This is a genomic window from Cupriavidus pampae (genome assembly GCF_914271485.1).
Lineage (GTDB): Bacteria > Pseudomonadota > Gammaproteobacteria > Burkholderiales > Burkholderiaceae > Cupriavidus > Cupriavidus pampae.
Genome location: NZ_CAJZAG010000011.1, coordinates 300,614 through 327,489 on the forward strand (window position 1 = coordinate 300,614; position 26,876 = coordinate 327,489).

The 26,876-nt window shown below is 58.9% G+C and carries 17 protein-coding genes; 9 read left to right on the top strand and 8 right to left on the bottom strand.

Features of this window, described 5'->3' with window-relative positions:
• The first annotated feature begins 23 nt into the window (after positions 1-23).
• Positions 24-764 (top strand): pirin family protein, encoded by a 741-nt coding sequence (locus tag LDO41_RS26920; RefSeq protein ID WP_223993897.1) that lies wholly within the window; start codon positions 24-26, stop codon positions 762-764.
• A gap of 445 nt (positions 765-1,209) precedes the next feature.
• Here the strand turns inward: LDO41_RS26920 and LDO41_RS26925 are convergent, their stop codons facing one another.
• The 7 genes from LDO41_RS26925 to LDO41_RS26955 all read right to left on the bottom strand — a co-directional run bounded on the left by LDO41_RS26925 (position 1,210) and on the right by LDO41_RS26955 (position 11,299).
• Positions 1,210-3,693 (bottom strand): hypothetical protein, encoded by a 2,484-nt coding sequence (locus LDO41_RS26925; protein ID WP_223993899.1) that lies wholly within the window; start codon positions 3,691-3,693, stop codon positions 1,210-1,212.
• Positions 3,683-4,459, bottom strand: coding sequence for a hypothetical protein (locus LDO41_RS26930; RefSeq protein WP_223993901.1), 777 nt, complete (start codon positions 4,457-4,459; stop codon positions 3,683-3,685). Before LDO41_RS26930 ends, LDO41_RS26925 begins: the two co-directional genes overlap by 11 nt.
• A 12-nt stretch (positions 4,460-4,471) precedes the next feature.
• Positions 4,472-6,100: a TnsD family Tn7-like transposition protein gene (locus LDO41_RS26935; protein ID WP_223993903.1), complete on the bottom strand. Its 1,629-nt coding sequence runs from the start codon at positions 6,098-6,100 to the stop codon at positions 4,472-4,474.
• On the bottom strand, positions 6,097-7,536 hold the full coding sequence (locus LDO41_RS26940; protein WP_223993905.1) for a hypothetical protein: 1,440 nt from the start codon (positions 7,534-7,536) through the stop codon (positions 6,097-6,099). Before LDO41_RS26940 ends, LDO41_RS26935 begins: the two co-directional genes overlap by 4 nt.
• Complete coding sequence (locus LDO41_RS26945; protein ID WP_223993907.1) at positions 7,526-8,800, bottom strand: TniB family NTP-binding protein; 1,275 nt, start codon at positions 8,798-8,800, stop codon at positions 7,526-7,528. The genes LDO41_RS26940 and LDO41_RS26945 overlap by 11 nt, the downstream gene beginning before the upstream one ends.
• 343 nt (positions 8,801-9,143) lie before the next feature.
• Positions 9,144-9,344 (bottom strand): hypothetical protein, encoded by a 201-nt coding sequence (locus tag LDO41_RS26950; RefSeq protein WP_223993909.1) that lies wholly within the window; start codon positions 9,342-9,344, stop codon positions 9,144-9,146.
• Positions 9,341-11,299 carry a phage integrase family protein gene (locus LDO41_RS26955; RefSeq protein ID WP_223993911.1) on the bottom strand — a complete coding sequence of 653 codons (1,959 nt, stop codon included), beginning with the start codon at positions 11,297-11,299 and terminating at the stop codon, positions 9,341-9,343. The genes LDO41_RS26950 and LDO41_RS26955 overlap by 4 nt, the downstream gene beginning before the upstream one ends.
• A gap of 270 nt (positions 11,300-11,569) precedes the next feature.
• On the opposite strand from LDO41_RS26955, the gene LDO41_RS26960 reads away from it, so the two are divergent.
• The 5 genes from LDO41_RS26960 to LDO41_RS26980 all read left to right on the top strand — a co-directional run bounded on the left by LDO41_RS26960 (position 11,570) and on the right by LDO41_RS26980 (position 18,123).
• Entirely contained in the window at positions 11,570-13,171 is a 1,602-nt protein-coding gene (locus tag LDO41_RS26960) for an ATP-dependent nuclease (RefSeq protein WP_223993913.1), read from the top strand.
• Positions 13,164-14,234: a UvrD-helicase domain-containing protein gene (locus LDO41_RS26965; protein WP_223993915.1), complete on the top strand. Its 1,071-nt coding sequence runs from the start codon at positions 13,164-13,166 to the stop codon at positions 14,232-14,234. The genes LDO41_RS26960 and LDO41_RS26965 overlap by 8 nt, the downstream gene beginning before the upstream one ends.
• A 180-nt stretch (positions 14,235-14,414) precedes the next feature.
• On the top strand, positions 14,415-16,178 hold the full coding sequence (locus LDO41_RS26970) for an RNA-directed DNA polymerase (protein WP_223993917.1): 1,764 nt from the start codon (positions 14,415-14,417) through the stop codon (positions 16,176-16,178).
• 42 nt (positions 16,179-16,220) lie between these two features.
• A complete protein-coding gene (locus LDO41_RS26975) occupies positions 16,221-16,805 on the top strand; it encodes a ribosome modulation factor (RefSeq protein ID WP_223993919.1) in 585 nt (194 codons plus the stop codon).
• Positions 16,806-17,001: 196 nt separating this feature from the next.
• Positions 17,002-18,123 (top strand): hypothetical protein, encoded by a 1,122-nt coding sequence (locus tag LDO41_RS26980; RefSeq protein WP_223993921.1) that lies wholly within the window; start codon positions 17,002-17,004, stop codon positions 18,121-18,123.
• 292 nt (positions 18,124-18,415) lie between these two features.
• On the opposite strand, the gene LDO41_RS26985 is transcribed toward LDO41_RS26980, so the two are convergent.
• Entirely contained in the window at positions 18,416-19,111 is a 696-nt protein-coding gene (locus LDO41_RS26985; RefSeq protein ID WP_223993923.1) for a metallophosphoesterase family protein, read from the bottom strand.
• A gap of 689 nt (positions 19,112-19,800) precedes the next feature.
• Between LDO41_RS26985 and LDO41_RS26990 the strand changes: the two genes are divergently transcribed.
• The 3 genes from LDO41_RS26990 to LDO41_RS27000 all read left to right on the top strand — a co-directional run bounded on the left by LDO41_RS26990 (position 19,801) and on the right by LDO41_RS27000 (position 26,847).
• Complete coding sequence (locus tag LDO41_RS26990; protein ID WP_253074808.1) at positions 19,801-20,049, top strand: helix-turn-helix domain-containing protein; 249 nt, start codon at positions 19,801-19,803, stop codon at positions 20,047-20,049.
• Between the two features lie 153 nt (positions 20,050-20,202).
• Positions 20,203-21,174: a S1 family peptidase gene (locus LDO41_RS26995; RefSeq protein ID WP_318036303.1), complete on the top strand. Its 972-nt coding sequence runs from the start codon at positions 20,203-20,205 to the stop codon at positions 21,172-21,174.
• A gap of 3,834 nt (positions 21,175-25,008) precedes the next feature.
• Entirely contained in the window at positions 25,009-26,847 is a 1,839-nt protein-coding gene (locus LDO41_RS27000) for a hypothetical protein (RefSeq protein ID WP_223993928.1), read from the top strand.
• Positions 26,848-26,876: the final 29 nt, after the last annotated feature.

Genomic DNA, 26,876 nt, shown 5'->3' on the forward strand with positions numbered 1-26,876 from the left:
TCTCATTGGCAGCGTGAGTCGCTATGCTCGTCACCACCCACCTCAAGCCGCATCAATACAACGATCAGTTCCTCGCCCACGCATTGCGTGGGGCCGCCTCCCTGATCGATCCGTTCATAGGCGTCGATCACGTTTGGATTCGCGGACCCGTGTTCCCGATGAATCGCTACGTGGGCATGTCATACCTGACGTATCTCTTTCCGGACTCGGCGACTGGTCTGGATCATCGCAACTCGCTGGGCGATCACCAACTGATAGCGCCGGGGGCATTGCACTGGACAACGGCCGGCACCGGAATCGAGATTGACGAACAACCCGTCGACGCTAGCAAGGTGCTCCATTGCCTGCGGATCTCTATCGATCTCGCCGAGGCAAGGCGGGCGACCAATCCGCGCACATTGAGGCTGGAGGCGGAGGATGTACTGTCCGTCGAGTCAGCCGGAGCGGTCGTTCGTGTGCTCCTCGGCAGATTCGGCAACGCTCGTTCTCCGCTCGGGCCGCCTACCGACGTAACCTTGCTCGACATCTCGCTAACGCGGCGCGCGTCGATCGAGATCATCATCTCGGCGGGGCAACGCGCATTCTTCTTGCCCATCGCCGGTGAGATCACCGTCGACGACCAGCAATTCAGCGCGAGTGAGTTCCGCATCCCGGTCTTTCTCAGCCAGGCATCTCCGCGCAGGGTCTTGGTCAGATCGTCTTCCGATGAACGCGCACAAGCCGTTTTCTTCACCGGCCCGCCGCTTGCAGCGAAGTGCCGTTGATCAGAGCCTTGACGGCATTCGCTAGCTCGGTTTGAGGAGACGGCAGTCCGGCCCGAAGAAGTCCGGGAACAACAGCGTTTGAGATTGCAGCCTGTCCGTGCCCGCGTGCATAAAGGCAAAAAAAGACCCGCTCTGAACTGCGGGTCTTTTTTTGCAACATGATTGAATGTGCCCTTACAATAAAGATGGAGAATTTCGAACAATAAAGACCTAAAAACCGGAAATTTCATCTAAATTTCAATTACTTATGAAACCGTCACTTGACGGACAACGCGCTCCCTTTTCGCCATGTCATCTTCCACTTCCAAGCTTTGAAGTTTGCAATAAAGTCGATAAATGACATGGTGCGCCACAAGTACGGGTACGCGATGCGCACGCCCGGTTGCGACTGCAATAGCGAACGTAAGTGCGTAGAGTTTTCCGCCGGCTACGTGGCGGGGAGCCATTACTTCTTCGGCACGTCGATATTTCCGGTGAGACAACTACCCCTTGTGGCGCTTACTCCGACCGACCGCTTTGCAAGAGATGATGACTCGTCCCGCAGCATCTCAGCGAGGGATTTTGACTCGCCGCTGATTGTTCTGGCTCGATGCCGTTGAGCGGGCGCACCGCATTCCTCGGTCGGCTTGTCAGGAAGCTCCGGAATTCTTGCCCCCGCACAGTTCTCATCGAATCGCTCACGGATTTCGGCCTTCTGCAAACCTGCTCGGGCCTGCTTGTCGACTAGCCCTTTTTCGCCAACCCAGTACTGATCCCGTGCCGTCCGGATGGATTGAAGCTCTTCCTTTGCCTCTGTCGTCAAGCCACTGTGAACACGGGCACGAACCTGCTTCTGCTTTTCGCATGTCGTTGCATAGGCCCAGTCATCCTGCATAGCCAGCCGCTCGATCAGATCCCGACCTTTCGGACAACGGTTCGCCGAGGCGACGTCTGGGGCCAGCAACTCCCATGTGTGTGGTCCACGTTCCCACCATATATAGTTGCCGTAGGGTTCCGGAACGACGGTGATCTTGATCTTCTGTCTCGGATGAGCACTGAGCTGCTCGCGCACATGCACCAGCAACTCGTCCGCGCCTTTTCGACCTATGTCCTCGCTCGGCGGATTTCCATACCATTGCGCCCCGACCTGAACGCGCCCCTTGCGCACGGTGACGATGCGGTGCTCCAGCAGAGAGGCGCGCAGATCTTCATCGTGTCTGCCATAGGCGGCGTCGCCACGCCGGAGAGACTGACGGTAGCGAAAAATCGATGCCCCGTTGGGCGCGACGCCGGCGAGGCGCATGGCTTCGGTCTGGCATAACGGTGAGCTGCGCCGCTTGAGGTTGGCGGCATTCATGGCCATGATGATCAGTCTCTCCAATGCCTTTGGCGTCGCATAAATTACGCGCGGTATCTTACCCTTGCGACGGGCTCTCCCCGTCGCGATCGTCTGCAGCGTGACAACGCTCGCCGCGTACGCTTGCAGGGAATTGATCACCAGCCGACGCACCTTCTCTGCATACCTGCATGCGCGGCTGGCCGCCCGGTTGAGGACCATGCCCTCCAGATTCGCCTTGATTCTCCCTACACCGCCCTCGACCGATCCCTTGTCTTGTGGCGCCCCGGCGCGGGCCAGCCATGGATCGAGTTTGATGCCGGTGGCCGACCACTCCATGACCTTCCGCGACGCGCCCGGCCCTCTGTCGACATAGACCACATCCACGGCACCGGAAACGATTCCCGGATAGGCTGCTGGGTCCAAGCCGAGGGTGCGGAGACGCTCGGCCTTGTCCATCAGAAGGTTGTAAATGCAGTATCGATAGGCGTCGCCGTTCTCCGCCTTGGCCGTCAGGTACCACCCTACATAGCACTCGCTGCCACGCGCCACCGCAAGAATGAGAACAGCCTCGCCGGCATGGACGCATGCCTTACGGAGAACATGATCGGACGCGTCATCGGCCACCACCAGACGGACATTCGGGAAGCGTGCGCCGTCCAGATCGGCAATATCGAGCACATCCAAGGTGAGGTCTGAAGCATAACCACCGGCGAGTCGCGAGACCTCGTCAGCCACAGCAGAAATCTCCGGCCGTTGCGCGATCATGCGGTCCTTGTGGTACACCACCTGCCGCTCCGACGGGATCTTGCGCGGATCCATCGGACGGCGGCCATCAGGGCTCCGTGAATCTGGCTCCCAACAGTGATCGGCGTAGAAGTGGTCAAGAAACACCCGGTTGTTGCGTAGCGCGAAAATGGCGTGGGGGCCGTCCTGCTCAATCACGGCATTGATCGCGTCGGCAAGCCGTTGGCGGTGCAACGGTGAAAACCGGTTGCCGAGTTCGGCGCGTTGCTGTCCCCGTTGCTGCCCGGCTGTTCGACGTCCTGGCTTCTTGGCTCGCGGGAACGTGCTCCTCGCAACGCCAGGGGCGCCGCACCGGTGCGTCTGAGGCAGCAGTGCCCGCTTTGTCGCGCCGAATCGCAGAAAACTCGCCAGGCATCGCTCCACAACACCATAGGGGGCACCCACCCGGCTGCGCTGGGCTGCCACGATCTGCAATCGCCACGTCGCATCCGTGTAGAGATCGGACAGTTGATGCCCTGCCAACAGATCCGCATCGGCCCATTCCGCGTCGACCATGCTCCGCACGATTCGCCAGCGAGCCTCCCAATCCCTCTCCACGCGCGGCGCCAAGGGCGTCTTCGGCCCCGCTAGCAGACAGGGGTCGGAGACCACCCGCACGGCGTCTTCCGGCAGGGCGGCCAGCGCGTTGAGGGTCTTGACGACGAACATCCTGTCCAAGGCTACCCCGCGATACTCGAGATCGAAGAATGCCATCACGCCCTGTCTTCGGTCGAAGTGGAGAAACCGATAGGTGCCTACCCGGCCTGGCCGAAACTCGGCGCGCACCACAGTCGCAAACGCATCGTAGGGACAGGGTTCAACGATCACAACAGTCTCCCCTACTGCGCAACACGAGCGAACAGGACGGCCTTAGTGCAAACGCATCGTCGAGGGTGAGTTGGCCGAAGGCCAGTGCCGCGGCGAGCAGTCGGTACAGATGATTGCAGTCGGCATGCCGCTGGCGCGCCAGTCTCCGCAGGCGCGCATCGAGCGTGCCCTGTGCGTGGCTGCGCGATAACTGATACGCGAAGTCTTCCGCCTCCGCCTCCAGCTCCCGGATGTCACTGCCGCGCACCCACTGGTAGCACTGCGCCGCGTTGTGGATCTCCATCTGGGAGAACTGCTCCATGCGAATCCGTTCCATTGTCGCACTGGCCTGCTCCAGCATTGGCGCCGCGGCCTCCAGCTTCGCCTGACTCAGAAACATGGCATGCAAATGATAGGTCTGCGGATTCTCCCGGAGCACCACCGTCAGCATGCGGTCCACGATCACGCACGGCGGCGTAGTGCGACACTCTGCTGTGGTCTGCCTGGGTCGGATCAGCGGATAGAAGCAGCGCGTCTCAAGGATGTAAGGGTTCATTTTGAGCAGGAAATCGAGGGCGAGCAGCTTCCTACCAAGAAACACGAACGGCTGGCCCCCCTTCAAGTCTTGGGTTTTTCCTGCGCAGCAATATCGACGCCGATGAAGCGGTGCAAACAGATCGTGCCGATACTCGCCCCCCATGACGACACCAAAGCGATCCCGCGCCGGTAATCGCAGTAAAGGATGGCACACGCACACACTGGGGAGTGAGCGGTAGGTCAGGATCATGATGACTCCGATTCATGCGGAATGACTTGGGCGCCAACGAGCTGGACGGATTGGCGACCTAGTCTTGTTTGCCCGTTGGATCGCCCGTGCAATGCGCGTCGAGGCGTATTCCCAGGTCTTCAGGACATGCTGGGAGATGCCAATCCTGCGGCACAGCTCGGCGCGCGAATAGGGCGGGCCCTCCGCGCGAGCCTCCATGTCCCGGATCGCACTACGCACGCGGGCCAACGCGGCGGCGGGGCTGCCCGGCGTGGGTAACACCGAACGGTGCCAGCCGCGCGCGGGACAGTACGAGCGGGGCTGCGCCATCAACCATTCTTGGTCGTGACGCCACAACCAGGCATACGCCTGCGGTTCGCGCTTGCGCAGCGCATTGGGCGATGCCTGCGGATATTTCGCACGTAGGGCTTGCCAGATTTGCCGCGCCCGCACACGCAGACGGGCATGCCGCTGTGTTGCCACAACACCCCAAAGCGCAAGTCGCGCAACGAGGCGGTACACCGTCGACGCGTTGACGTGGCAAAGCCGCGCTGCCTGCTTGCAGGAGCACCCGGCATGCAGCAGCATCGGCACGTCTGTAAGGCCGTAGCGCTCCCTGCCATCCACCGGCAACCTGTCCGATTTGCCTTGTGCGGACCAACTCTTGTGCGCGACCGGCGGCGCCTTCTGCCGTCTGGCAACCGTCGAAAATATCGCGAGCGTGGAGTCACCGGCAGCGCGGAGAAAGCCAAGGAGTACGACAAGAAGCACGGGATGCAAGGTCTCGTCGCCGCCTTGGCGAATCCAGTGCAGGACAGCACTGGCGGTCCGTGGCCGCCCTAACGCGCGACACAGGGCCAGATCCTCAATGTAAGCATCAGCGTAGGCGGCATAGTGTCGCGCGAACGCGGCGGTACGAAACGTTCCGTCCGGTCGTCGCAGGCCGCACTCCGTCAGTTGCGCGGCGAACGCATGGCTGGCGCCCTCGACGGAGCGTCCCAGCTCGCAGATGGTTACCGTGTCCTTGGCGAAGGCAATCGCCCGCACCGATGCCGGCTGTGGCACCCATTGATGCTCATCGGGGCCGCGCGCTGCCACGTTCGTGCGCAACTGCACGCCATGCCGCCAGCATGCTCGCACCATGGGGGCCATGTGTGGCCAGACGAGGGCATCGATGCCCAAGGTTTGCCAGCTTTGCGCCGCACAGACCGGGCATGTTTTTCGGCCCGGCGGGTTCCTCACCATCCAAGGCGCCCATGGCGGGGAGCGGAAGCGCGCCTCGCCGTGGATAGCACGCCGGCGCAGTGCCTCCCGACCAGGTGGCATGTATTGATATTGGCAGTAGGGAACCAGAGTCCGCGCGAGCAGTTGCTCGCTGCTGCCGTAATATCCGTCGCCACACGCACTGAGCAGCGCCAGAGGCCAGGATACCGTATCGTAGGCGATTTCGGATCGGGCGGTGCGCCCGCCCAACCTGACGCGCGGCGCCGTACCAAACAGCGAGTCCGCAATGCTGCTCGCCGCCTCGAACCTATCTCTCGGCGTCAAGGCGCCAACCGCCTGCAACACGGATTGACGGCTTGCCTGCAGGCCCTCACCGGTGGCGCCGCGAAACTGGTCCGACGCCGGGCCGATCAGTGCCTTCGTAGTGACGGTCATCATGATGTCTCGCCATTTCGCCGCGCGAGGCGCCTGGATCGGACCAACACTAGCGCGTAGCGGATCTTGGCGACCTCGGAGTCGACCGACGACCGCCGCCGCTCACGGTCGGTCGGCTTGGCAGGCCTGGCGCGCGCATCCTGCGGCCGCTCGCCCGATGCGGCAATGTGGCCGCGCGCTTCCCGGCATCTAGCATCGGCGGCCGCGCGGGCAACCTCAAGCCGGTGCAGTTGCCGCTGCCACCAGGCGGGATCTTCCTTCGCCAGCCATTTGCACAGGTTGGGCTCCTGCTTTCCGAGGAAGTTCGCGGTCGCGACCGGATGGGCCTCCGCAAGCCGCAGAAACGTCTCACGTGCCGAACGTCTGAGGAAGCGCCATCTCGCCTTGCGGTAGTACCTGGCTGGCTCTCGATAAAGCCGGCTTCTCGCCGCCACCAGGGAAATGCCGCACCGGTTTGCCACTTCCCGGGGCGAGCACCCCCTGGCCACCAGGTCTGCAAGAGCGGACTGACCGCCGTCCCAGGTCCCCACGTCCGGCTCGATGGTCCAGCAACACCATCGGGGAATTCTTGAGAGGCGTCCCGCCTGGTTCCTACGGACGGCGGCCTTCTCAAGCGTCTGGAAGAATCCCTGCACGGCGACCAGGTACACCGGGTTGATCGCCAGTCCGGCGCGCGCGCCGCGCGCAGCGGCCTCTACAAAATGGGCAATCTGGGTCGCCGCCCCCGGACTCGTGCAGACCTCCCGAAACGTCGGGTTTGCAAAATGGGCAATCCCGAACTCGCGATAGTGCTGTGTGAACAAGCGAGTACGAAACGTGGCACGGCCATTGAGGTAGCCTGCATCACGAAAGGCTTGCACCCACTGTGGCGTGGCGTTTGCGATGTCCATGCCCATCGCACAGACCGCGACGGCGTTGCGGGCGAAGGCCACCTGGTCGGGCGTTGCGTCGCGCGCCGGTGGCAAGACACCAGGCACCACCTGCGCTTGCCGCTGCGACAGGAGCAGACCGTGTCGCCAGCACGCTTCGACCAATGGAGCCTGATGGGGCCAAAGCCAGCCCATGATGCCCAAGTCGTGCCACGACTGGACGGCACAGGCGGGGCAGATTTTGACGGGGCGCCATAGAAAGCCATGGCTCATGGCCTGGTCGCGCAGCGCCCAGGCCCCCGTGATCGCTCGCTCACATAGCGCCCGACGCAGGCGGGGCGGCAATCCAATCAGACAGTACCCGACGAGTGAGCGCTCCTTCAGAAGCGTCTGCACGTCGCCATAGTAACCATTGCCATAGGCGGCCACGGCCTGGAGAGGCCAGCTCACCGTCCCGCACGCCATCCACGCTCTTTGACGTGACGGACGCTCGCCGAAAAGGCTATCGGCGAGGCTCGCCGCCGATTCCCAAGGCAGGCGCGGCGTCAGGGCTAGCAGATCAGACGGCATGACGGGCTCCACGGCTGTGCGTCCGTGCGAGCGCAGGCTTGACCTTGATATCCAGTGGCAACCAGTCGCGTAGCGCGGCAGTGACCTCACTCGCCTCGAAATCCGGGCGATTCCATAGGGCGAGGTACTGGATCACTCCGCGCCACGCTGTCGTCACCAATGACTCGTCGACGACTGTACTCGGATGCCTTCCCCGGTACCGCGGATCGTGCAAGCGGCGATTGAGCTCGCTGAACAGCAGTTGCAGAAACAGCCTCTGCCCATGGGCCTTCGAGACCAGCATCTCGAGTTGTGCAGGGAGTGCCTCTGTTCGATCCAGAACCGCCCAGTAGCGCTCGGCCAACGCCCGATGATCCTGCCGGTCGTAGCCTGCCACCTCGAGCGTGGCCTGCGGGGTCAGGTGCCGAAGCATGGTCCCAATGGCTCCCTGCTGCAGCGCGCCAGTTGTGAACAGGGCGACGACGATGCCTGCCTCAGCGATGCGGGCCACGGCTGCGGCAAATTCCGGGAAGTGCCAAACCGTCGCATGATGCGAGTTCAGCCCAACGACTGCAAGGGCCCCAGTATGCAACTGGGCCAGCAGTTGCAGAGCATGCTCGAGATACGATTCCTTCCGCCGAAGGCCCTTGCTCTCCAGTTCCAGTAGCGAGGAGCCCAGCACCGCGTCAATGGCACCGAGGATGGCAAAGTAGAAAGCGCGCTCCGTCGGCCGGCTGGGCATGCGTACGATGAGCAGCGGCACCTGAAGAATCCGCACGGGCGTTTCGATCGGGCAACCGCCGCGGTCGTACTCCAGCACGCTATCGTGCTGAAGAACCGGCCCCAACAGGGAGCGCAGCGCGTACACCAACTTGTCCGCCTGCATGCTTTGCGGTGCGCTCACGACCCAGATGCGGCGGTCCGGCGCCGCATTGATCTGCGTGAGCAACGCCGCGCTGTCGAATTGTGCGCAGTAGACGGCGCGTGTGCGATGCTGATTGACCTGCACCAAGCAATTGCCTTTGGCTTGCGTCTGCGCTTCGATTTCGTCTAACAGATGCAGTGCAATTTCCACGTCTGCGCCAGTCGGCAGGAAAACGGCCCGCAAGGCCAGTTCAATGCCAAGGCGCCGCGTCCGCGCCACGGGTTGTGCAGGATCGGGGGCCAAGCAGTGCGCACGACTGAGTCGATCGACGAACTTCGCAAGCGAAGCCGGCGCGGGCGGCAGGGCCTGCACAAGAAAACTACCGGTCCCCGTCGACGACTTCACATGCTTGATAGACATGCCTGGCTGACGGGCATGCGGACTGGGCACAATGCGCATGATTCCCCCCACGAAGGAAAGTTTTCATCACATTGCACGTCGCGGGACAACACCCTCCTTGACCTAACGCCACCCCTGTCCAATACTGAGGCTGCTAGGCACCCGCTTTGGACATTGGGCCGTATAGGGATTTTCCCGCTACGCGCACTGCACCGAATGAAAACCGTACCCGCCAGTTCCAGCTGGCCGGTGCGGTTTTTTTCATTGGCACACCATTCCGGTCCAGCATAGTCCGCAATGCGCGTGTGTTCAAATCGCCAGCGATTATTCACTAGCCGCCTGCAGACTGGGGTTGGCGGAATTTTTAAATATTTTCGCCCTCGCTGCGATGCAACCGGCGCACGGCCGCATCGATTATCTTTCGATATTTACCAATACTCCGAAATATATAGATGGGGATTTTCGGATCATTTTCCCATGCGTCATGAAGACGCCGGCCCTTGGCAACTCGGGCCATCGCGACGCTGCGCGCCCGAAGGCGGATGACACCGATGCGATAGCTCATGCGGAGTCGATCTGCCAGAGCCGCTGCATGGCCTGCAGGCGGCGCGCGCATTCGGTGTGCACGTAGCGCGTCGTAGTATCCAGCGAGGCATGCCCGACGTTCTGCTGGACCACCTCGATTGGCACCCCCGCAGCGAGGGCGTGCGAGACGTGCGTGTGGCGGAGCCAGTGGGCGCTGGCCGCGCGCATTCGACGCGCCGCGGCAGGATCGTCCCCCTCGAGTCGCTCTGCGCACCGCGCGAGGAAGCGCTTGAGCTGCCGGTGAAACGCATTTCCCGATACTCCGGTGCGCCCCGACACCAACGCCGTTTCGCCGGGACTCGGCGCTGGCCGCAGGTGGGCCGGGCCGAGCAGCGGCACCGCCTCGCCCGCCTGCAGCACGCCGGCGCAACCGCGGGCCGCGAGATACGCCACCAGGCAATCGACCAGCACCGCGGGGACGGGGACCTCGCGCACCTTGCCGCCCTTGCCACGCACCATCAGCCACCAGCCCTCGAGGGGCGCCCCGTCCGCCTGCGGCAGGCTCGTCCTGCGTAGATCGGCGGTCGTCGCCGCCATGAGTTCGGCCAGGCGCAGCCCCGTGTCGTGCAGCAGCGGCAACGCCAGTTGCAGGCGCAGCGAAGCCAGGCCCGGTGGCAGTTGCGCGAGCGCTTGCCGTAGCCCCCGCCACTGCTGCGTGGTGAAGCCGCGGCCGGCATCGGGCCCGCGTGCCACCTCGCAGGGCGCCACAACCGCGCGCCAGGGATTGCCGAGTAGGTAGCCCTGGTCGACCAGAAAGCCGAACAGGTTGCCCAGCACCCCGATCGCATAGGCACATGAGCGCGGCGACAGCGGGCCGGCGAACGGGCGCCACCGGCTTGACCAGCGGGGTTGTCCAATCCCCCCGCACCAGGTGGGATCGGGGGCCAACAGGAAATCCCGGTAGGCCACGCAATCCTCGACTGTGAGTGAGGACAGCGCGCGTCGGCGCCACAGCACCGCCCATAGCAGCATGCGCTCAGCTTCCTTACGGTAGGCACGTTGCGTGAGGGTTGCTGGCGCGGCAGCACGCGCGGCACGGCCCCGTGCCGCCAGCCAGGCGAGGATGGCCGCCCGGTCGTCGTCCGCCGCGAGCAGACATCGCTCGTGCGGAGCCCGAAACCGCCCCGCCGCGCCACTCAGCTCAACCGGCACGACCAAATGCTCCAACGGCATCAGCGCGCTGCACCGCTCACCCGACAGGTCGGTCTGGGCGCTGTCAGGCAGCGCCCCAAGGGTGTCGGCGTGCGTGGCGACGAACTGCCCGAGTGCGCGCGCCTTGATGATGCCGATGCCGCGCAACTGCCGCCACCAGGCACGGCTCAGCGCCATGCGCGCGTGCAGCGCGCCCAAGGTGGGCACATCTGCGGCGATCAGCCGTGCGGCCAGCGAGGCGATCAGCCACGCCTCGACCCCGTCGGCCGGCCGCGGCGGCATCGCGATGCGGGCTTCCAGTGTGTGGATGGCTGCCAGTTGCCGGTGCAGCAGCGCGGTGCGGCGCCGCTGGCACGCGAGCGCCATGCCGAACGCCGCCTCATAGGCCGCCAATTGCTCGGCTTCGCCGCAATCCGTCAGGCCCTGCGTGTCGGCAAAGGCCGCGAGCGTCGGCAACGGCACCACGACCCGCGGCGCGAGATCGAGACGCAGCAGACGTGCCTGCGCGAAGTCGCCGCCGCGCGCCGCTGCCGCCGCCAGTTCCGTGCGGATCCAACCGGTCACGCGATGCACGCGCGGCGTGTCGGCATAATCGCCCGCCTCGGGCAGGTAGCGCTCCCACACCGCCTGCGGCGCGAGTCCCTCGACGACGGCGCGCAGGAACGCAAAGTGGCCGCGGTGCAGGCGCCGCCGCGTGATCGCGCGCCCGGGCGCGACGCTCACGCACGGGCCACCGGCGGCAGCGTGGCCGGCCGCAAGTTCGAGAAAGGTATCCGGCGGCATGGCGCCCTCCGCACAGTGAAGAATCGTGCACGGCGAAGGGGGTCGGCGGCGACAGCAATGCGAGGTCGGCCTCGGGCGTCGGCGTTTCTACGATACCAAATAAGCCGGGTTATCTTGCAGTCAATTCGGGCGGAATCGAATGCGCCCGGCTCCGGATCGGCATTGGCCGGCTTCTTGAAGCGGGCCGAAGGTGCCCATGCAACGTACGATCAAGCCGGCAGACATGTGCCATATAATCCGCTCCAGACAAACTTCGAGGCGGGGTGTCGGTTGATTACCAAGATCAAGATCCGTGGATACCGCATCTACACTGACTTCACGCTGTCGCCTAATGCAAAACTCAACCTGATCGTCGGAGGCAACGAAGCCGGCAAGTCCACGCTGATGGAAGCCATCGCACTTGCACTCACCGGTCGCATCGGTGGTCGCAGCGCGAGCGAAGAGCTAAACCCACACTGGTTCAACGCCGGATTGGTGGCCGAATTTGTCGCCAAAATCCAGCGCGGTGAACGGCCTCGGTTTCCCGAGATCCATATCGAGCTGTACCTCGAAGATAAGCCTGAGCTGCAAAGACTCTGCGGCGCCATCAATACCGAAGTGCCGACCCTGGCCTGCCCGGGCCTGTCGCTGCGGATCATGCCGGATCCCGACTATGCGGACGAGCTAGCTCGGTGGATGAGCAAGCCTTCCGCACTTCTCCCGGTCGAGTTCTACCATGTTGACTGGCGCTCCTTCGCTGACGAGCGCATCACCAATCGCCCCCGGCAATTGGCCGCGGCCATTATCGACTCGCGAACCGTTCGTTCCTCCAGCGGCGTTGACTATCACCTGCGGCAAATCCTCGGCGACCATCTCGACCCGCCGGAGCGTGCCGCCGTGTCCCTAGCCTATCGCGAGCTGAAGGAAACCATGTCGACCACGGCACTGAACGCGATCAATAAGCGCATTGGCACGATTCACGCATCTCTGCATGATCAGCCGATCTCGCTGGCCATGGATCAAAGCGCACGGACCGCTTGGGACGGCGCGGTGACCCCACATGTCAACGATGTACCGTTCTCGATGTCCGGGCAGGGCCAGCAGGCCGCAATCAAGATTTCTCTCGCCCTGAATCGGAATGCCGGTCACGCAGCGTTCGTTATGATCGAGGAGCCAGAGAATCACCTTTCCCATACCAGCCTGACCACGCTTCTCTCGCGGATCGAGTCGCTCACCGGCGATCATCAGCAACTCTTTATCACTACGCACAGCACCTTCGTGCTGAATCGCCTCGGTCTGGACGCTATCCTGCTTCTGGCGAACGGAAGAGCTTCGAAAATTACGTCGCTGGATCCCGAGACCGTCTCGTACTTCCAACGCTTGCCTGGATACGACACACTGCGCATGGCCCTAGCGAAGAAGATCGTCCTCGTAGAAGGACCTTCCGACGAGATTGTTTTTGAACGATTCTTCAAGGACCTGTTCGGGAAGCGCCCGATGGAGCTGGGCATCGACGTAATAAGCATGCGGGGACTATCCCTGGGGCGCTGCCTTGAATTTTGCGCCGCGTTGGACAAGCCGGTGGCTGCCATGCGCGACAACGATGGGACGGACCCCGCCGAACTTCGAACCGCCATTGAGAAGTGGCTCTGTTCTGGCAGGCGCGAGCTATTCATCGGACAGGTGGCGCACGGCCACACCCTAGAACCTCAAATCGTCCACCACAATGGCGAGGCGACACTGCGCGGCTTGCTCGGCATCACCGCGACCGCGGATCTCCACAAATGGATGAGCCGGGAGAAGACCGAGACGGCGTTCCGAATTGCGAACGCCACGTGCCAGCTTGCGCCTCCCGACTACATGCGCAACGCCGCCGCCTTCATCCATGGCTAACCTGCTCACCCTGGCTGTTGCAGGTTCGCGCAAGACCCAAGGTATCGTCGATCATTGCGCGGAGCTTCCCTCGGAGCGCCGCGCCCTCGTCCTAACCTTCACCCAGGCGAATCAGGAAGAACTTCGGCGCCGATTAGGACAGCGAGCGGGCGATCACTTGGGCATCGAAGTCATGGGGTGGTTCACCTTCTTGCTACGGCATTTTGCGAAGCCATTTCTCCCATTCAAGTTTCCCGGAAAACGGGTTCTCGGCTTCAGTTTTGAGGGGCGACCGGACAGGTATGCGACGGGCCTCTCGCGATTCCTCGACCGCAACGGTGCTGCCTACGCGTGCGAACTCGGACGGCTTGCCAACGAACTAATAGAGGTCAGCAACAGTGCCCTACTGAAACGGTTGGAGAGCTTATACGACGAGATACTGATTGACGAGGTGCAAGACCTGAGCGCCCATGACTGGGAGATCGTCGACGCCCTATTGCATTCGTCTATTCATATCCGGATGGTCGGTGATATCCGGCAATCCGTTCTGGCAACGAATCCGCGCGCCATCAAAAATAAGCGATATGCCTATGCAGAAGCGGTCAATTGGTTCCGGGAGAGAGAGCAACTCGGGAAGTTGACCATCAGCGAAAGTGTGGAGACTTGGCGGTGCCACCCGAAGATCGCGGAATTTTCAGACACGATCTTCGATCCGAGCTGGATATTTCCGTCCACGATATCCCGCAACGAAGTAACGACGGACCACGACGGCGTATTTCTCCTTATGAAGAAGCATGTAGGGGATTACGTGGAACGATTCGCACCACAATGCCTGCGAAGCATGGCAGCCTCTGGCAAAGAATTCAATCTCGAATTCATGAACTTTAAGGTTGCGAAGGGTTCCACATATACGCGTGTACTCATCGTTCCTACGGCAGGAATTTCTGACTTCTTGCGTAAGGGTTCAATCCTCGAGCCAGTACCCGCGGCAAGTTTCTACGTGGCGGTGACCCGTGCAGAACAAAGTGTAGCGATCGTTATTGACAAAGCGGGCACGTCTGCTTTGCCTTACTGGATTCCGTAACGCACCGCTCATAGGCTCGCATTCACCCGGCGCAATATCGACACGTTCGACGGCGGCTGCCCCCGCTAGCGGGGTAGTGTAAGGACCGCGGCACCGCGGTATCGTGACACGTTTCCGGGCGAACAACTTGAAACGCTGCGTCGAATCCAGAGTGGGAGGTCGCGGCTTGAAGGAAAAACAATGGACCGCACCGAACGACTTCTTGAGCGAGGCTATTTCCCCTCTCAACTACCTCCATCATTCACAACGGACGATTTGGCAAGAAATCATGCGGCTCTTTATACGCAATGGCTTGCGCTGCAGGCAACCCCCAAGACAGGTCCCAAAATTCCAAAAGCACCAGGGGCTCGGGCAGAGCTCTTTAGCGTCGCCCGGGCCGGTCACCAGCGGCGCGTCACGAGCCTGACGAATCCCGTCGCACAGACTTATTTGTCGAAGCACATTGCCGAAAATTGGGGCGAGTTGCTAAAGCACTACCGGCAGTCCAGACTATCGGCAAGCCGCCCGAGATTCTTGCGCAATGGATCTCGAGGAGCAAACATACCTTCGATGCAGTTTCTCTACAATCGCAAGGTCCTGGAATCCGCGGGGTTTAGGTATATGCTTCGCACGGACATTTCGAGATTTTTCCCGACCATTTACACCCATTCCGTTCCGTGGGCCCTTCACGGTAAGGCCGCGGCAAAGAAAAATCGGAAGGCAACACCAAAATTCTTTGGTAATCTTCTGGACCTTGCACTTCGTCAGGCGCAGGACGAACAGACATTCGGCCTGCCGATTGGACCGGACACATCGCACATTATCGCTGAAGCCATCGCCACAGCAGTGGATATGGAGTTGAAGAAGCGTTTGAAAGGCCTGCCTGCAGGTTTCCGATATGTCGATGACTACTTCATGTTTTTTGCCACGGCCCGCGAAGCTGAATCGGCACTCGCGGCGCTCATCCGCTCGCTGAAAGAATTTGAGCTTCAAGTCAATTTTGAGAAAACCAAAACATCACCGGTTCTTGAGATAACGGATGATTTCTGGAGCCACAGGCTCCGCAGCTTTTCGATCGCCAAAGCTGGCCCCAAACAGGGGGCGGATTTTAGCCATTTCTTCGAATTAGCGAAAGAACTTGCGCGATTAAACGCTGATGAGAGCGTCATGATCTATGCTCTCAAAAAATCGTCTTCTGTCATCGTTCGAAAGAACAACTGGGATCGCTTCGAAGCTCATGTTTGCCAAGTCGCGATGGGATATCCGAATACCCTGCAAACAGTTGCGAGGATCTTCTCGACCTACAAAAGCGTGGGATATCCATTAAGCAAAGCAAGGCTCAGTCGCTTCATCAACGCTTTGATCGAAGATCATGCTCCTCTAGGCCACCACAGCGAGGTGGCTTGGTGCCTGTGGATGGCAAAGGATCTCGGCCTTCATCTTTCTGAGGAAAATATCGATCTCGTCGCAGAAATGCACAGCTCGGTATGCGCGCTGATTCTGATGGATCTCAATAGCACTGGGAGTCTGACTAAGGTACCGAAGAATACGTTCTGGAAAGCACAGGAAAAATCCAGCGCACTCTACGATGACTTGTGGCTGCTCGCCTACGAGGCGGGAATTAGAGGATGGAGTGGCTTCGCCAACACGCATATCGCTGCGGATGCAGCTTTCAATTGCCTCCTCGCACTAAACGTACATTTCTACGACCAATCTGCAACTCTAAAGCCTCTCTTCACGGCGAAACAAGATGCGTTGGCACGGAAGAATCTTGCCGGGGTTGAGGCTCTGTTTGACCTTGACGATGTGGAAAACTGGCTTGACTACGAGGAAGGCGATGGCGGCTACGAAGGTGTAATTTTCTCGTTCGATGGAGACATCGACGGTTTCGACAAGGATGACCAAGAATCCGAGGACGAGGACGAGGACGAGGACGGGGAAGCGGAAGACTCCTCCTATTTCTAGCCATTTGCCGATCTGGGCAATAAGCGATCCGTCAAATTGATCATGGCGCTAACAGACAAGACTCCGTGGGATCCAAGCCCCCCACATGTAGCCCGCGTCAAAAATAAGGTACCTGCCCCGCAGGCATGTGCGTACTGCAACAGCCCGATCCGCATAGTCAATAACAGCGAGATCTACGGCACATCGTACGGAGAATGGCCGTGGTCCTACGCATGCACACGCTGCGATGCATATGTGGGCATGCATCCGTACACCGCCACTCCGCTCGGGACTCTAGCCAACAAAGCACTTCGGAACGCGCGGAACAGAGCGAAGGCACCTTTCGATTTGCTATGGAAGCCGAGCACGAAGAAACGCTCCGAGGCATATCAAGCGCTCGCTGCTTATCTGGCCGTCGATGTTGCACAATGCCATTTCGGCTTCTTCGACGAGGCGACTTGCGACAAAGCGTGGCAATGGGCTCTCGAACAGGCCGCTACGCCAGAGTCAGCGCACGATCATGGACGTTACGCGGCGAGGCACGGCGTCCCGATCTCGCAGTGCCCGTTTCAGAACCTTGAGTTGGCCTCTGCATGGCGCAAAGGTTGGAAAGCACTGCCACTATGGTCGTCCGAGGTATCGGACTAGTGCCCGCACGAGCGCTGTACAGCCTAGGGCTTCAACTTATTGGCTACCGCGCTGAACGCCGACGCCCGCCTCCAAAGTACGGCGGTAAATGGCATGCTTCCTGATACGACGGATGTTGTTACTTCTGGGCGATTTTTGGTGCTGAATCGCAGGCGGTTCGAGTACCACGTGAATACATCTTCTTGGTGGCTCTCGCATGCACAATGAATTTCCCATACTCTCCGGCGGCAGCGGCGCTGCGTTCCTGCTCGATGCACCTGCAAAGCTCTCCTTGACGCTGAGCTTTCCCGATGGCCTGGTGATCATCCGCCAAGCCGCGCCGTTCGCGACCGTCGCTCTGGTCAGCCAACTGAACCAGGAGGATGCCAAGAACGAAGCTTGGCGTGTGTTACAGGAGACGTTGGACGTGCTGGCGGCGCGAAAGCAGGCCACGCTCCAAACGGCCGAAGGCGACTGCACGTATCTGGTGTGGGTTGAAGACGGCGGCGGCTACGAACTCGTGTTCGTAGATACGGCTGACGCGCCTTGGGCGATTAACATTAGCGCGGAAGGGGCTGCGACTGCGGTCCCCGCAAAATCGCAGCTTCCGCCGCCCCGCCATCCCGCCCTGCGCTTCTACCGCTTGGCCAGCGTGTCGGCTGACCTGTTCGACGCTTTTCGGAACGCATACTTGGCGCTGGAGTGCCTAGCAAGTGATGCTACACCGAAAGGTGCCGGCGAGAGCGAGTTGAACTGGTTGAAGCGCGCGCTCGCCGGCCCGCTCTTGCCCGGCCTGCCATCGGGCGTTATCGGGCCCGACACCGTCGACGACATCTACAGGCATGGACGGCTGCCAACTTTCCACGCCAAGATGGACCACACGTTCTATGCGCCGCACGACCGCGAGCGTCAGTCCATGCAGCTGCGGTTCGATATGCTCATGCTGCTGGTCAACTGTCTGCTGCAGCACCGCTTCGGTCCTGTCTTCGTAAGCCGAGATGCTTCTATGTCTCAGAGCCTGTACGACAGCATGGCCTCAGTCACCTTCACGTACGACGAGATCGTCTTCCAGGATGGCGAATTGCAAGCGTCGCTGCCGGCTGTCGTTCAGACGGTATCCTCGCCGCGGCGGTTCAATCAATTGTGGTGTCGAACGACCGTAACGCGGCCGGCGAGCCTTCACTGGATCGAAACCATCCAGACCCGAAAAGCGGGCGTTGCCTGGATCTCGTCAGCTCTCGGGGAGCGTGTGCCGCTGGAGGGTGTGAACAACATCTCTGTTGAATTCAACCTGCTCCAATACAACAACAGATCAAAGCGGCCGGTCCACCGAGGCTGAAGACAACGTTCCGTTCGGTACGAGCGGAAACCCCCCGCTATTGCGGGCAAAAGGATAGGCTGAACATTCTCAGCCAGCGAACCGAGCGCCAGATCTGCCGAGCCAGAATCTGTGTCAGTGTTGGCCAACCACATGGCTGCCCAGCGGACATCTGCTGACGAGGTACGGATGACAGCAACGGGTCGGCTACTGCCGGTCGCGCCGCCTTCGACCTCGCGTCCTATGCCGCCGTCACTGGCGTTGTCGGAAGACACAGAAGTCCTCGCGGAAAGGCTCTCAGAGCTATTGGAAGTTAGCCCTGGTCAACTGGGACGCCGCTGAGGAAGTCTCCCGCAATTGTCGAGAGAGCGTTGGCGCCTAAACCAATAATACGACAGGACCCATCACCTGGATAAATAACAGATTCGTGGTGATGACCATGGAAAGCAACGCTAACCCGCATAGCATCAATCAGCGCATCAATTTGTTCAAAACCGTGTGGATGACACGCCGGGGCTTCGTGACTAACTAATACGTCTGCTCGCTGGCCCATCAGAGAGGAAACTGTTCGCGGAAAGATCGTGCTTCGGTGCCTCCTCGGCAAGCCACCCCGCCAGCGATTTCCCTGCCCGCAACGGGAGAGATATTCAGCCTCACTGGCAGAGCGCGGCGCTTCAGGTGGCATCCAGACTTGACGCCGAAAAACTCCCCCAAGCCCCGCGATGCGGACCCCTGCGATCGTAACCACGCGGCCATCCAAGTTTCGGTCGGCCAGAGCAGAGCCGAACAAGTTGTCGAAATCCGCGTCGCTGTCTGTGTCGTGATTACCGTGGATCCACCACACCTCTGTCAAAGGAAGGATGGTGGCAAGTTCCTCGTCTAGCGGGCGCCTGGATTGAATGTCGCCCGCAAGCACCACTGCATCCGGTCGGTGACGATGGACACCTTCAACCAAAGGGGCGAAGTTGCCATGCGGGTCGCCGCAAAAGAGTACATTGCCTCCGAGCATTTTACTGGGCGTAAATTCTTTCGTTTGGTAAACGCAGAAAGCCGCGAGCGGTTACTTTGATGTTCGGCCGCCCGACCATGAGAGGTGCCACCAGTGAGCCTTCAAGACACTCATCGGCTAGGGAGATTCCACCGACTTTGCGTCAAGGAAGACTCGGGTCGCGGCGGGAATGAGTATCGGCCACCGGCGGTTGAGTGGCATTCTAGTCCGGCGTGATTCTCCTGAGACCACTCCTCGATCCCAGCCAGCTGCTCCAGACACCAGCGGCCGCTGGGATGCAGGCTACTTGGCACCAGGACGTATGCCGTGCCGATGCGCTCTGGGGCGGACGCAAGATAGTCGACTAAAGCTTCCACTGACGCCGACAGAAGCCACTCAACACCGACAACCTCGGAACCTCGGAGATGCCTTACCTCGAAAAGCAGGCTTGGTCGGATCTCGTCAATGCCAACATGCTCCCAAGCTGCGGCAGGCGCCACGAGCGCCTGAATTGAGGGATTGGGGTGACGCCATGAGTCCAGCGTTAAGAACACTAACCTCTCCATATGAAATGAACACTATAGATTGTAGCCCTATAGTGTTCACAGGAACGAGATTCTGGGATTTGCGCTCCGGCCTCCCAAATGACTCGCTTCCCCCTGAGAGAGAACTTCGGCCTCGCCCTTCGGGCACTAAGAAAACTCCAAAATATGCCTCAAGAGGCCCTTGACGGTGTTTCCAGCCGAACGTATATCAGTGCCTTGGAGCGGGGGCTGAAAAGCCCCACGCTCGACAAGATCGACTCTATTGCGAGCGGGCTGAAGGTCCATCCTCTTGTATTGGTGGCATACACATACCTTCGGCAATACACAGAAGCAGAACAAGAAGCCGTACTTCGACTGGTACAAATGCAGTTGCAAGAGCTAGCGAAGGCTGATACTGCACGCAGAGACGTTTGACCAGGTCTTCTGAGAGCAGTCCTGCGAAGGACTAAGCTACAGCATTCACAGACTCTAGCCTGCGAGGCTCCGCTGGTGGTAGACGATCTGGACAGCAACGCCAAGGTGATCTGACAAGATCATGTCAAATCGACTATTAGCTGAGAGTTCGCAATGCACTTCAAGCCCTACCCTGGAACACGGAGAGTGGTCGATCTCCTATCTGCGATCGTACCAATCTTCAGAGTCGACGAGGAAGGCGGCACGGTGGAGCTGATTGGTACTGGATTTTGGGTCACAAACTCTGGCCACATGATTACCGCTTGGCACGTGGTTGACGAAAACATTGGAACTAACGGTATTGACCGTGGACCGATCTTCGCCGTTCAAACGCTGACCGATCGAAGAATCGTTGTGCGTAATTTCCGGAAATCGGACAAGCATCCAAAGTTTGACCTTGCGCTGATTGAAACCGTAGTTGCACCGCCTACAGTCAATGTCCCTACGATACCAGTCGCCATGTCGCTGGACGAACTTAGGGTCGACGAGCGCGTCTTTAGTTTCGCCGTGATCTCTGCGGATCAAGAGATTGCGGACGAGAAAGTCTCAGGTCTCACCGCATATGTATTCGCTGGAGAACTCTTTAGCGAACAGCATCCACCAATGACAGTGCGCTTTGCGATCCGCTTAAGCTTCGGTCGGGTGGAAGAGATTTTCGATGAGATGCGCGACCGTGTAATGCTGCCGTTCCCCTGCATTCAGACGGATGTTCCAATCTATGGCGGAAATAGTGGCGGCCCCCTCTTCGACATACGAGGCCGAATTTGCGCTATCCACTGCACGAGCTTTGGTGGGAATGAAGCTGCATTTCACGTTCCGATATTAGGTGTGCTGCATCTACGGATGCGTTCTCAATCGATCGGTATCGAGGACAGCGTCACACAATACCGCTCTATCCTTGAGCTAGCCGCTGACAATCAAGTGAAATTTGACCCGCCGATGCTAGACGCGGACCGGCTCATACGCTCGCTTATTCGGTGGATATGGTACGCGACGAGGTGTCTAGTCGGCGGGGAACGTCCCTCGCTCAACGTACATTTCGCCACCAGAAAGGAGCCATCGACACCGAGCACTACCACAGGCTAGCGGATGCCACGTTTCAGGCGCGGGCACAAAATCGACTGAAAGCAGATCCGCTATTGGTTGTGGATTCAACCGGTGAAGAACCCTCCTCTTTTCGAACCATCCCGCCCGACAGACGCTTGACATTTCATTTCATCTCTCCTTTCCTCCATTGGAGCCCCAAAGGGAGAAACAAGCGCATCGAAGGGAAACACGCGGGAAATGACAGCCCACTGAAATAATACGCGCGTTTGGGGTGAATCCATGCTGTCGCTAGTTAAATGACAAAGGAGCACATGTGAAGCGAGCGAGGACTTGTCGAACCTTGGAGAATTTCTCGCGAACCTCGGTCGGCACCCCTATACGAGATGAAAATTTGTCGAACCCCCCATTCAAACTCTCGATCGTACGAAACGTTTATCTCGACGTGAAGGCGAAAATCCATCAGGAGAACACGCGCAACTTAATAATAAAGGCTTATGACAAGGCAATCCGTTTCTTCGGAGACGTATGCTTTACGACAATTCAGCCGGCGGATGTTGACAGGTTCCTAGAGTACTTGGCGCAAAATGGGTTACGACGTGGAGGCATGCTAGCAATAATAAACATTATTTCAGCCGGAATACGGTGCTATACCCAGGAATTCTGCCTGCTACGCCACAACCCAATGGCGAGATGCCATCGGACCGAGTTCCGATCATATCGGATGCGGCGAAATAGCTTAGGCTTGGATGAGCTAGCTGGAATTCAAGCTGCTTGTCGACACAAAGACGATGATACAAGATGGTTAATTTCGGTAATTTCTGACACCGGTGCACGCTATAGAGAAATTGCCGGGCTAGCAATTTCAGATTTCCGGCTTGCCTCCGAGCCACCTCACTTGATAATTCAGCCACATTTGTGGCGCGAACTCAGGTCGGTCAATCATCGCCGTGAAATTCCGTTGGTGGGAAGCGCTCTTTGGGCAGCCGAAAGAATCGTCGCCAACTCTAGCCCCGGGCAGGTCTACGCATTCCCAAGATTATTTCGTTTCGGGAGGCTCTCCGTAAATTTGCAGGGCACAATCAGCTATTGGTTACGCACAAGAAGCATAGAAGGCGGGATTGGAGATTTGAGGCGCACATTTGTCGAGCGATTGAGAAAACATGGGTGCCCCGAATACCTTCGTTCTCAGATAATCGGGTGGTCCCGGAGAGGTAGCGAACACACATATGGTTCTGGATATCGCTCCAAAGCGCTCCATTCGTGGCTCCAATTATTGGTATTGGGCGAAACGCCACCGACCAAGCCTCGAAGAGGTAACGAAATCAGCTCATTCGAGTGTGCGCGCATCGTCATGGAAGTAATCCCGAAAGTCACCTATCCCAGCGCACGCGAAATTGCCACAAATACCTCAATAAGGCGGCACGACGTTTCTCGAGGTATCAACCACGCACGGTCAGCAGGATGTATTAGGCCCATATTTAAGGCCGGCACCTGCATTCCGTATTATGAGCTTACAGGGATTCCTCTTCCGAATCGACAGCAGCAATCTCACTCGACGCCTTATCCTCACGATTCGGAGAAATCATCGTCGCCCGCTCGGCGGGAAATTTATCCAAGACATGATGCGACTTTGCACTCGAATAGAAGGAAAGGCGTGATTCATAAGAGGAATCAGATTTCCCCTCGCCAAGCAAAAAAAGACGGTTTTTTCTCGGATTTTCGACTTCGTCGAGAAACTTCGCGCTCGCACAACGAAGTCCGTCTTGACGCGGCCGCCCCAACACTGCGGAATATCTTAGAACATTACCGAGAATATAAATGCAACAGAGTCTCGAAAGGCTATATTGCGCTTATCACGCGGACCTTGGCGTTCAGTGAGCTAATTTATGGGCCAGATTGTCGCCTATCTACGATAACACCGAAGCATGCCCGCGTTTTCATCGAAAGACTCTTGGATCGCGGCCTGAAAACGAATTCGGTTCGGTCCTATCTGTTTGTCTTGCGCACTGCAACTCGTTTCTATGGCAGCAAATTAGGCTGCCCCATCCGAAACCCATTCTTGGCAGCAGTGGTCCCAAAATTGAGACACGATCTGAAACAGTTCGATGTCATTTCCGCAGATCGAATTGCTCAGCTTTTGCGCAAGTGTTTTGAAATGGACGACGACATACGATGGCTGCTCACACTTTTGATCTGCACAGGAGCTAGAACCTCGGAAATATGCGGGGCTGCCATCGATGACTTCAAACTGGATGGTCCGCTTCCCGTGTTGATAATACAGCCACACTCTTGGCGTAGGCTAAAAACGGAAAACAGTCGGCGAATTCTTCCTCTTTGCGGCCTGGCAGTCTGGGCTGCCGGAAGAATCTGCAAGACGGCCTTACCTGGTCAGCGCGAAGCTTTTCCACGCTATTACAACGAAACCAAAATAAGGCGTTGTTACACCACTCTCCGATGGTTCTTATTATCCCAAGATATTGATCAACCTACGCATAGGCTCCGCCATAATTTTTTAGACGTTCTACGCGAAGTTAGCTGCCCCCTTGAACTTCAAAATTGCATAATGGGGTGGAAGTATAATACTCGCGAAGCGATGGCAGGATTTCTACCAAGCATTGAGGAGATGGCACGGTGGATGTACGCGGCAAGCACTAGAATAGAGCACGCAGATACTGGATTACTTGTCAACATACCCAGACTTTCACCTCGAGAAATACTGAATAAGTTGATTTCGATCATTCAGGGATCCAAGGGTGATTTAAGCTACCTAGAAATTAAGCAATGCTCCGGATTATCGACTTACGATCTCAAGAGAGCGATTCAACTAGCTCGATTTCGCCACCTCATCGCCACAGAAGCGCCCCAAGGGGGTACAAAAAATGAACGAAGATATCGTCTGACGGGGGTAGCTACAGCTGACGATTGGTATAACGATATTGCAACTAGAAAAGCAAAGATTAAGCTCCACGAACATCTTTCGGCAATGTCAGGTCAGCGCCTATCCCTTGGGGACAGCTGCTTCCCATGTTTCCAAAATAATTCCACAGATGTTACCGCTCTCCTTAGCAAGCGCCATCGAGCCGCTCTTGGACGGAAGTGTGAAGAAGGCTACGTATGGTCAATGCCCTTCAGATACTGCGACAAGTTGATGAAAACGAGAGAGGCAGCCGAGATAATTCGGGCTGCGATGGTCCCTAAAGTAATTTATCAAAGGGAGGGAATCATCGCTCGTACCGGCCTCTCGCGAGAGGAATTTCGACGCGGTCGATGCGCACTATACAAACTGAAAGTTATTGAGACCGTCCGCGCGGGCACAGTGCCAAAGATTGCAATACGTCTTACCGGGAAAGAACTGCCTCCCAGATGTCGCTGCACCGTGACGGCTCGAAGTACGCTGTGCTGGACATCTCAGCATGCGATGTCAGAACTCCATTATTCTCCTTAGAATTGTGAACAAACTGACTGGCATGTAATGATCCAGTCATCGCTACGGCAAGGGAAAGATGAATAAGAATTTTTTTCGAAGCCAAGAACTACGGTGATCGGAACAGGCCATAGATTGCCTGCGGTACCAAGAGTGCCGTTACTGCTGAGTTGCGTCCGATCTTGACCCACTAGGACCTGTAATTTGCATCGAATGTTGACCCACGTATAGAACACTGTCCTGCTCGGCGACGCGCAGGAGTTCGGAGTGATCGACGTGGCCATCTTGAGCATCATTCAACGCTGGCACCTGCGCGAACATTGTGCGGCCCGTTTCGTTGGACCGGATAAGGCGAATAGGCCATCGTTCGCCGTCCTCAGTTACGATGCCTCCGCAGAGACCTGGCCTGCAGGTGTAGACAGGCAGAAACTGGGAAGGATGCACGGGGTATGTACAAGAAGCCGTTTGGAGAGGGACCGAAGCCGTCGGAATACATGCGCCAGTTGCGGCCGGAGCTCTACTCGGACTCCGTTCCCAAGACGGAACACCGTCTGAAAGCCGAGATCCTGTCGCACCACCTCGACACGATCACCGAGCGCAACCAGATGCACGACTTCGAGATTTTTTGCCGCAAGCTATGCGAGCGAACGATCTGTCCGAATCTGCGGCCTGCTACCGGCCCCGAGGGTGGCGGTGACAGCAAGGCCGACACGGAAACCATCCCGGTCGCCGATGAGGTTGGCAAGCTTCAAATCGTCGTCGGCCAAGCTAATGGCGGCCGAGAGCGCTGGGCGTTCGCGTTCAGTGCCATGCAGAGATGGGCGGACAAGGTTCGCTCCGACGCTGGGGGGATCGTCGCTACCGGGCGCGGCTACCAGAAGATATTCTTCGTCACCTCGCGCGCGGCGCGCGCCAAGGACCGGGCGCGCGTCGAAGACGAACTTTCGCGCGAACACGGGGTTCCGGTCACGATCCTGGATCGGGCGTGGATCATTGATGAAGTCATTGCCAAAGACCGCAGAGACCTGGCGTTCAACTATCTGGGCATCGGCGAGGAAACGACCGAGAACGAGCTCGGGACGGAGGACTACTCCCGAAAGCAACAGCTTGCCGACATCGAACGCGAACTGGAGGATCCGACGGCCTTCGAAGGCATGGACATGCATCGCGCGACGGAGGCCTTAGTTGCTGCCAAGCTCTCCCGCAGCCTCGGAATGCCGCGGACAGACGTCGATGGCCGCTTCCTCAGGGCCGTTCGGCTCGCCGACGACGGGGGTACCCGGCGCCAGAAGCTGGAGGCTCGATATGAATTGCTGTGGACCGCGTTCTGGTGGTTCGATGACATCGCGGCCGTGGTTGCCGGATACGACCAGTTTGAAGCCAAAGTCATCGACGACGACAACGCCCAGAACTTGGAGTTTCTGTGCAATCTCGCGCAGCTTCTTTTTAACGCCGTCTTCCGAAACGGCTGGGCGCCGGACAAGACACAACTGGATGCGCGCGTTGCCCGGTTGAAGGCGCGACTTGAGCTGCTGGCCAATGAAGCTGAACGACCGAACAACGCAATTCAGGCGCGCACGTCGTTGCTGATCGTGAGAGTCAATGAGGCGATGCTCAATGATGCCGACGCTAACCTGTCCTCGTTGTGGCCGGAGTTTTCAGAGATATTCGTCAAGGCGGAAGGTCTGGGTGAGTTCGATGCGTCGCGCTTGGTTAGGACGGTTCAGGTCTTCGGGGAGATTGCCGGCAAGGATCGCGGCTACCGCGACCTAGTCGATCAGGCTGCCGACTTCGTCGCCAAGCGAACCAGCGAGGGCGAAGGCGCACTGATCCTTCTAACACGCGCGAAGCAACTCGCCATCCCCGAGGAAAACATGGAGATGATCCGCCTCCTCGGCAAAGCCGCTCGGCGACTGAGCAAGAAGGAGTACGCCCAGCATTCAATCGAAGCCATGACTCTGCTCGCGATCGCTTATCGCAGCGCGGGCCTTCTTTGGGCGGCGCGCTCAGCCCTCACGACGGCGGTGGCGAGCCTATTCATTGAAGGCGACGAATCCGGAGACGTTTCCGCGAAACTCTTCCCGACTCTGATGGTTGGGGCATGGATTGCGGTAGAACTTAAGCACTTCCCAGAAATGCTGGAGGCGATCCAGGTCGCTCGCGGCGGTCTTGCGGCGCTGCCTTTCAGCGATGAGTCGGTAAAAATTGCGTATTTCGGCGAACGTGACCGCCGATTTCGGGATCGTGACCGATTCGGCGGGATGGGAGTTGCGCGGTGTCGATTGTAGGGTTTCGTATCAGTCTTGGTCGAGTCCTG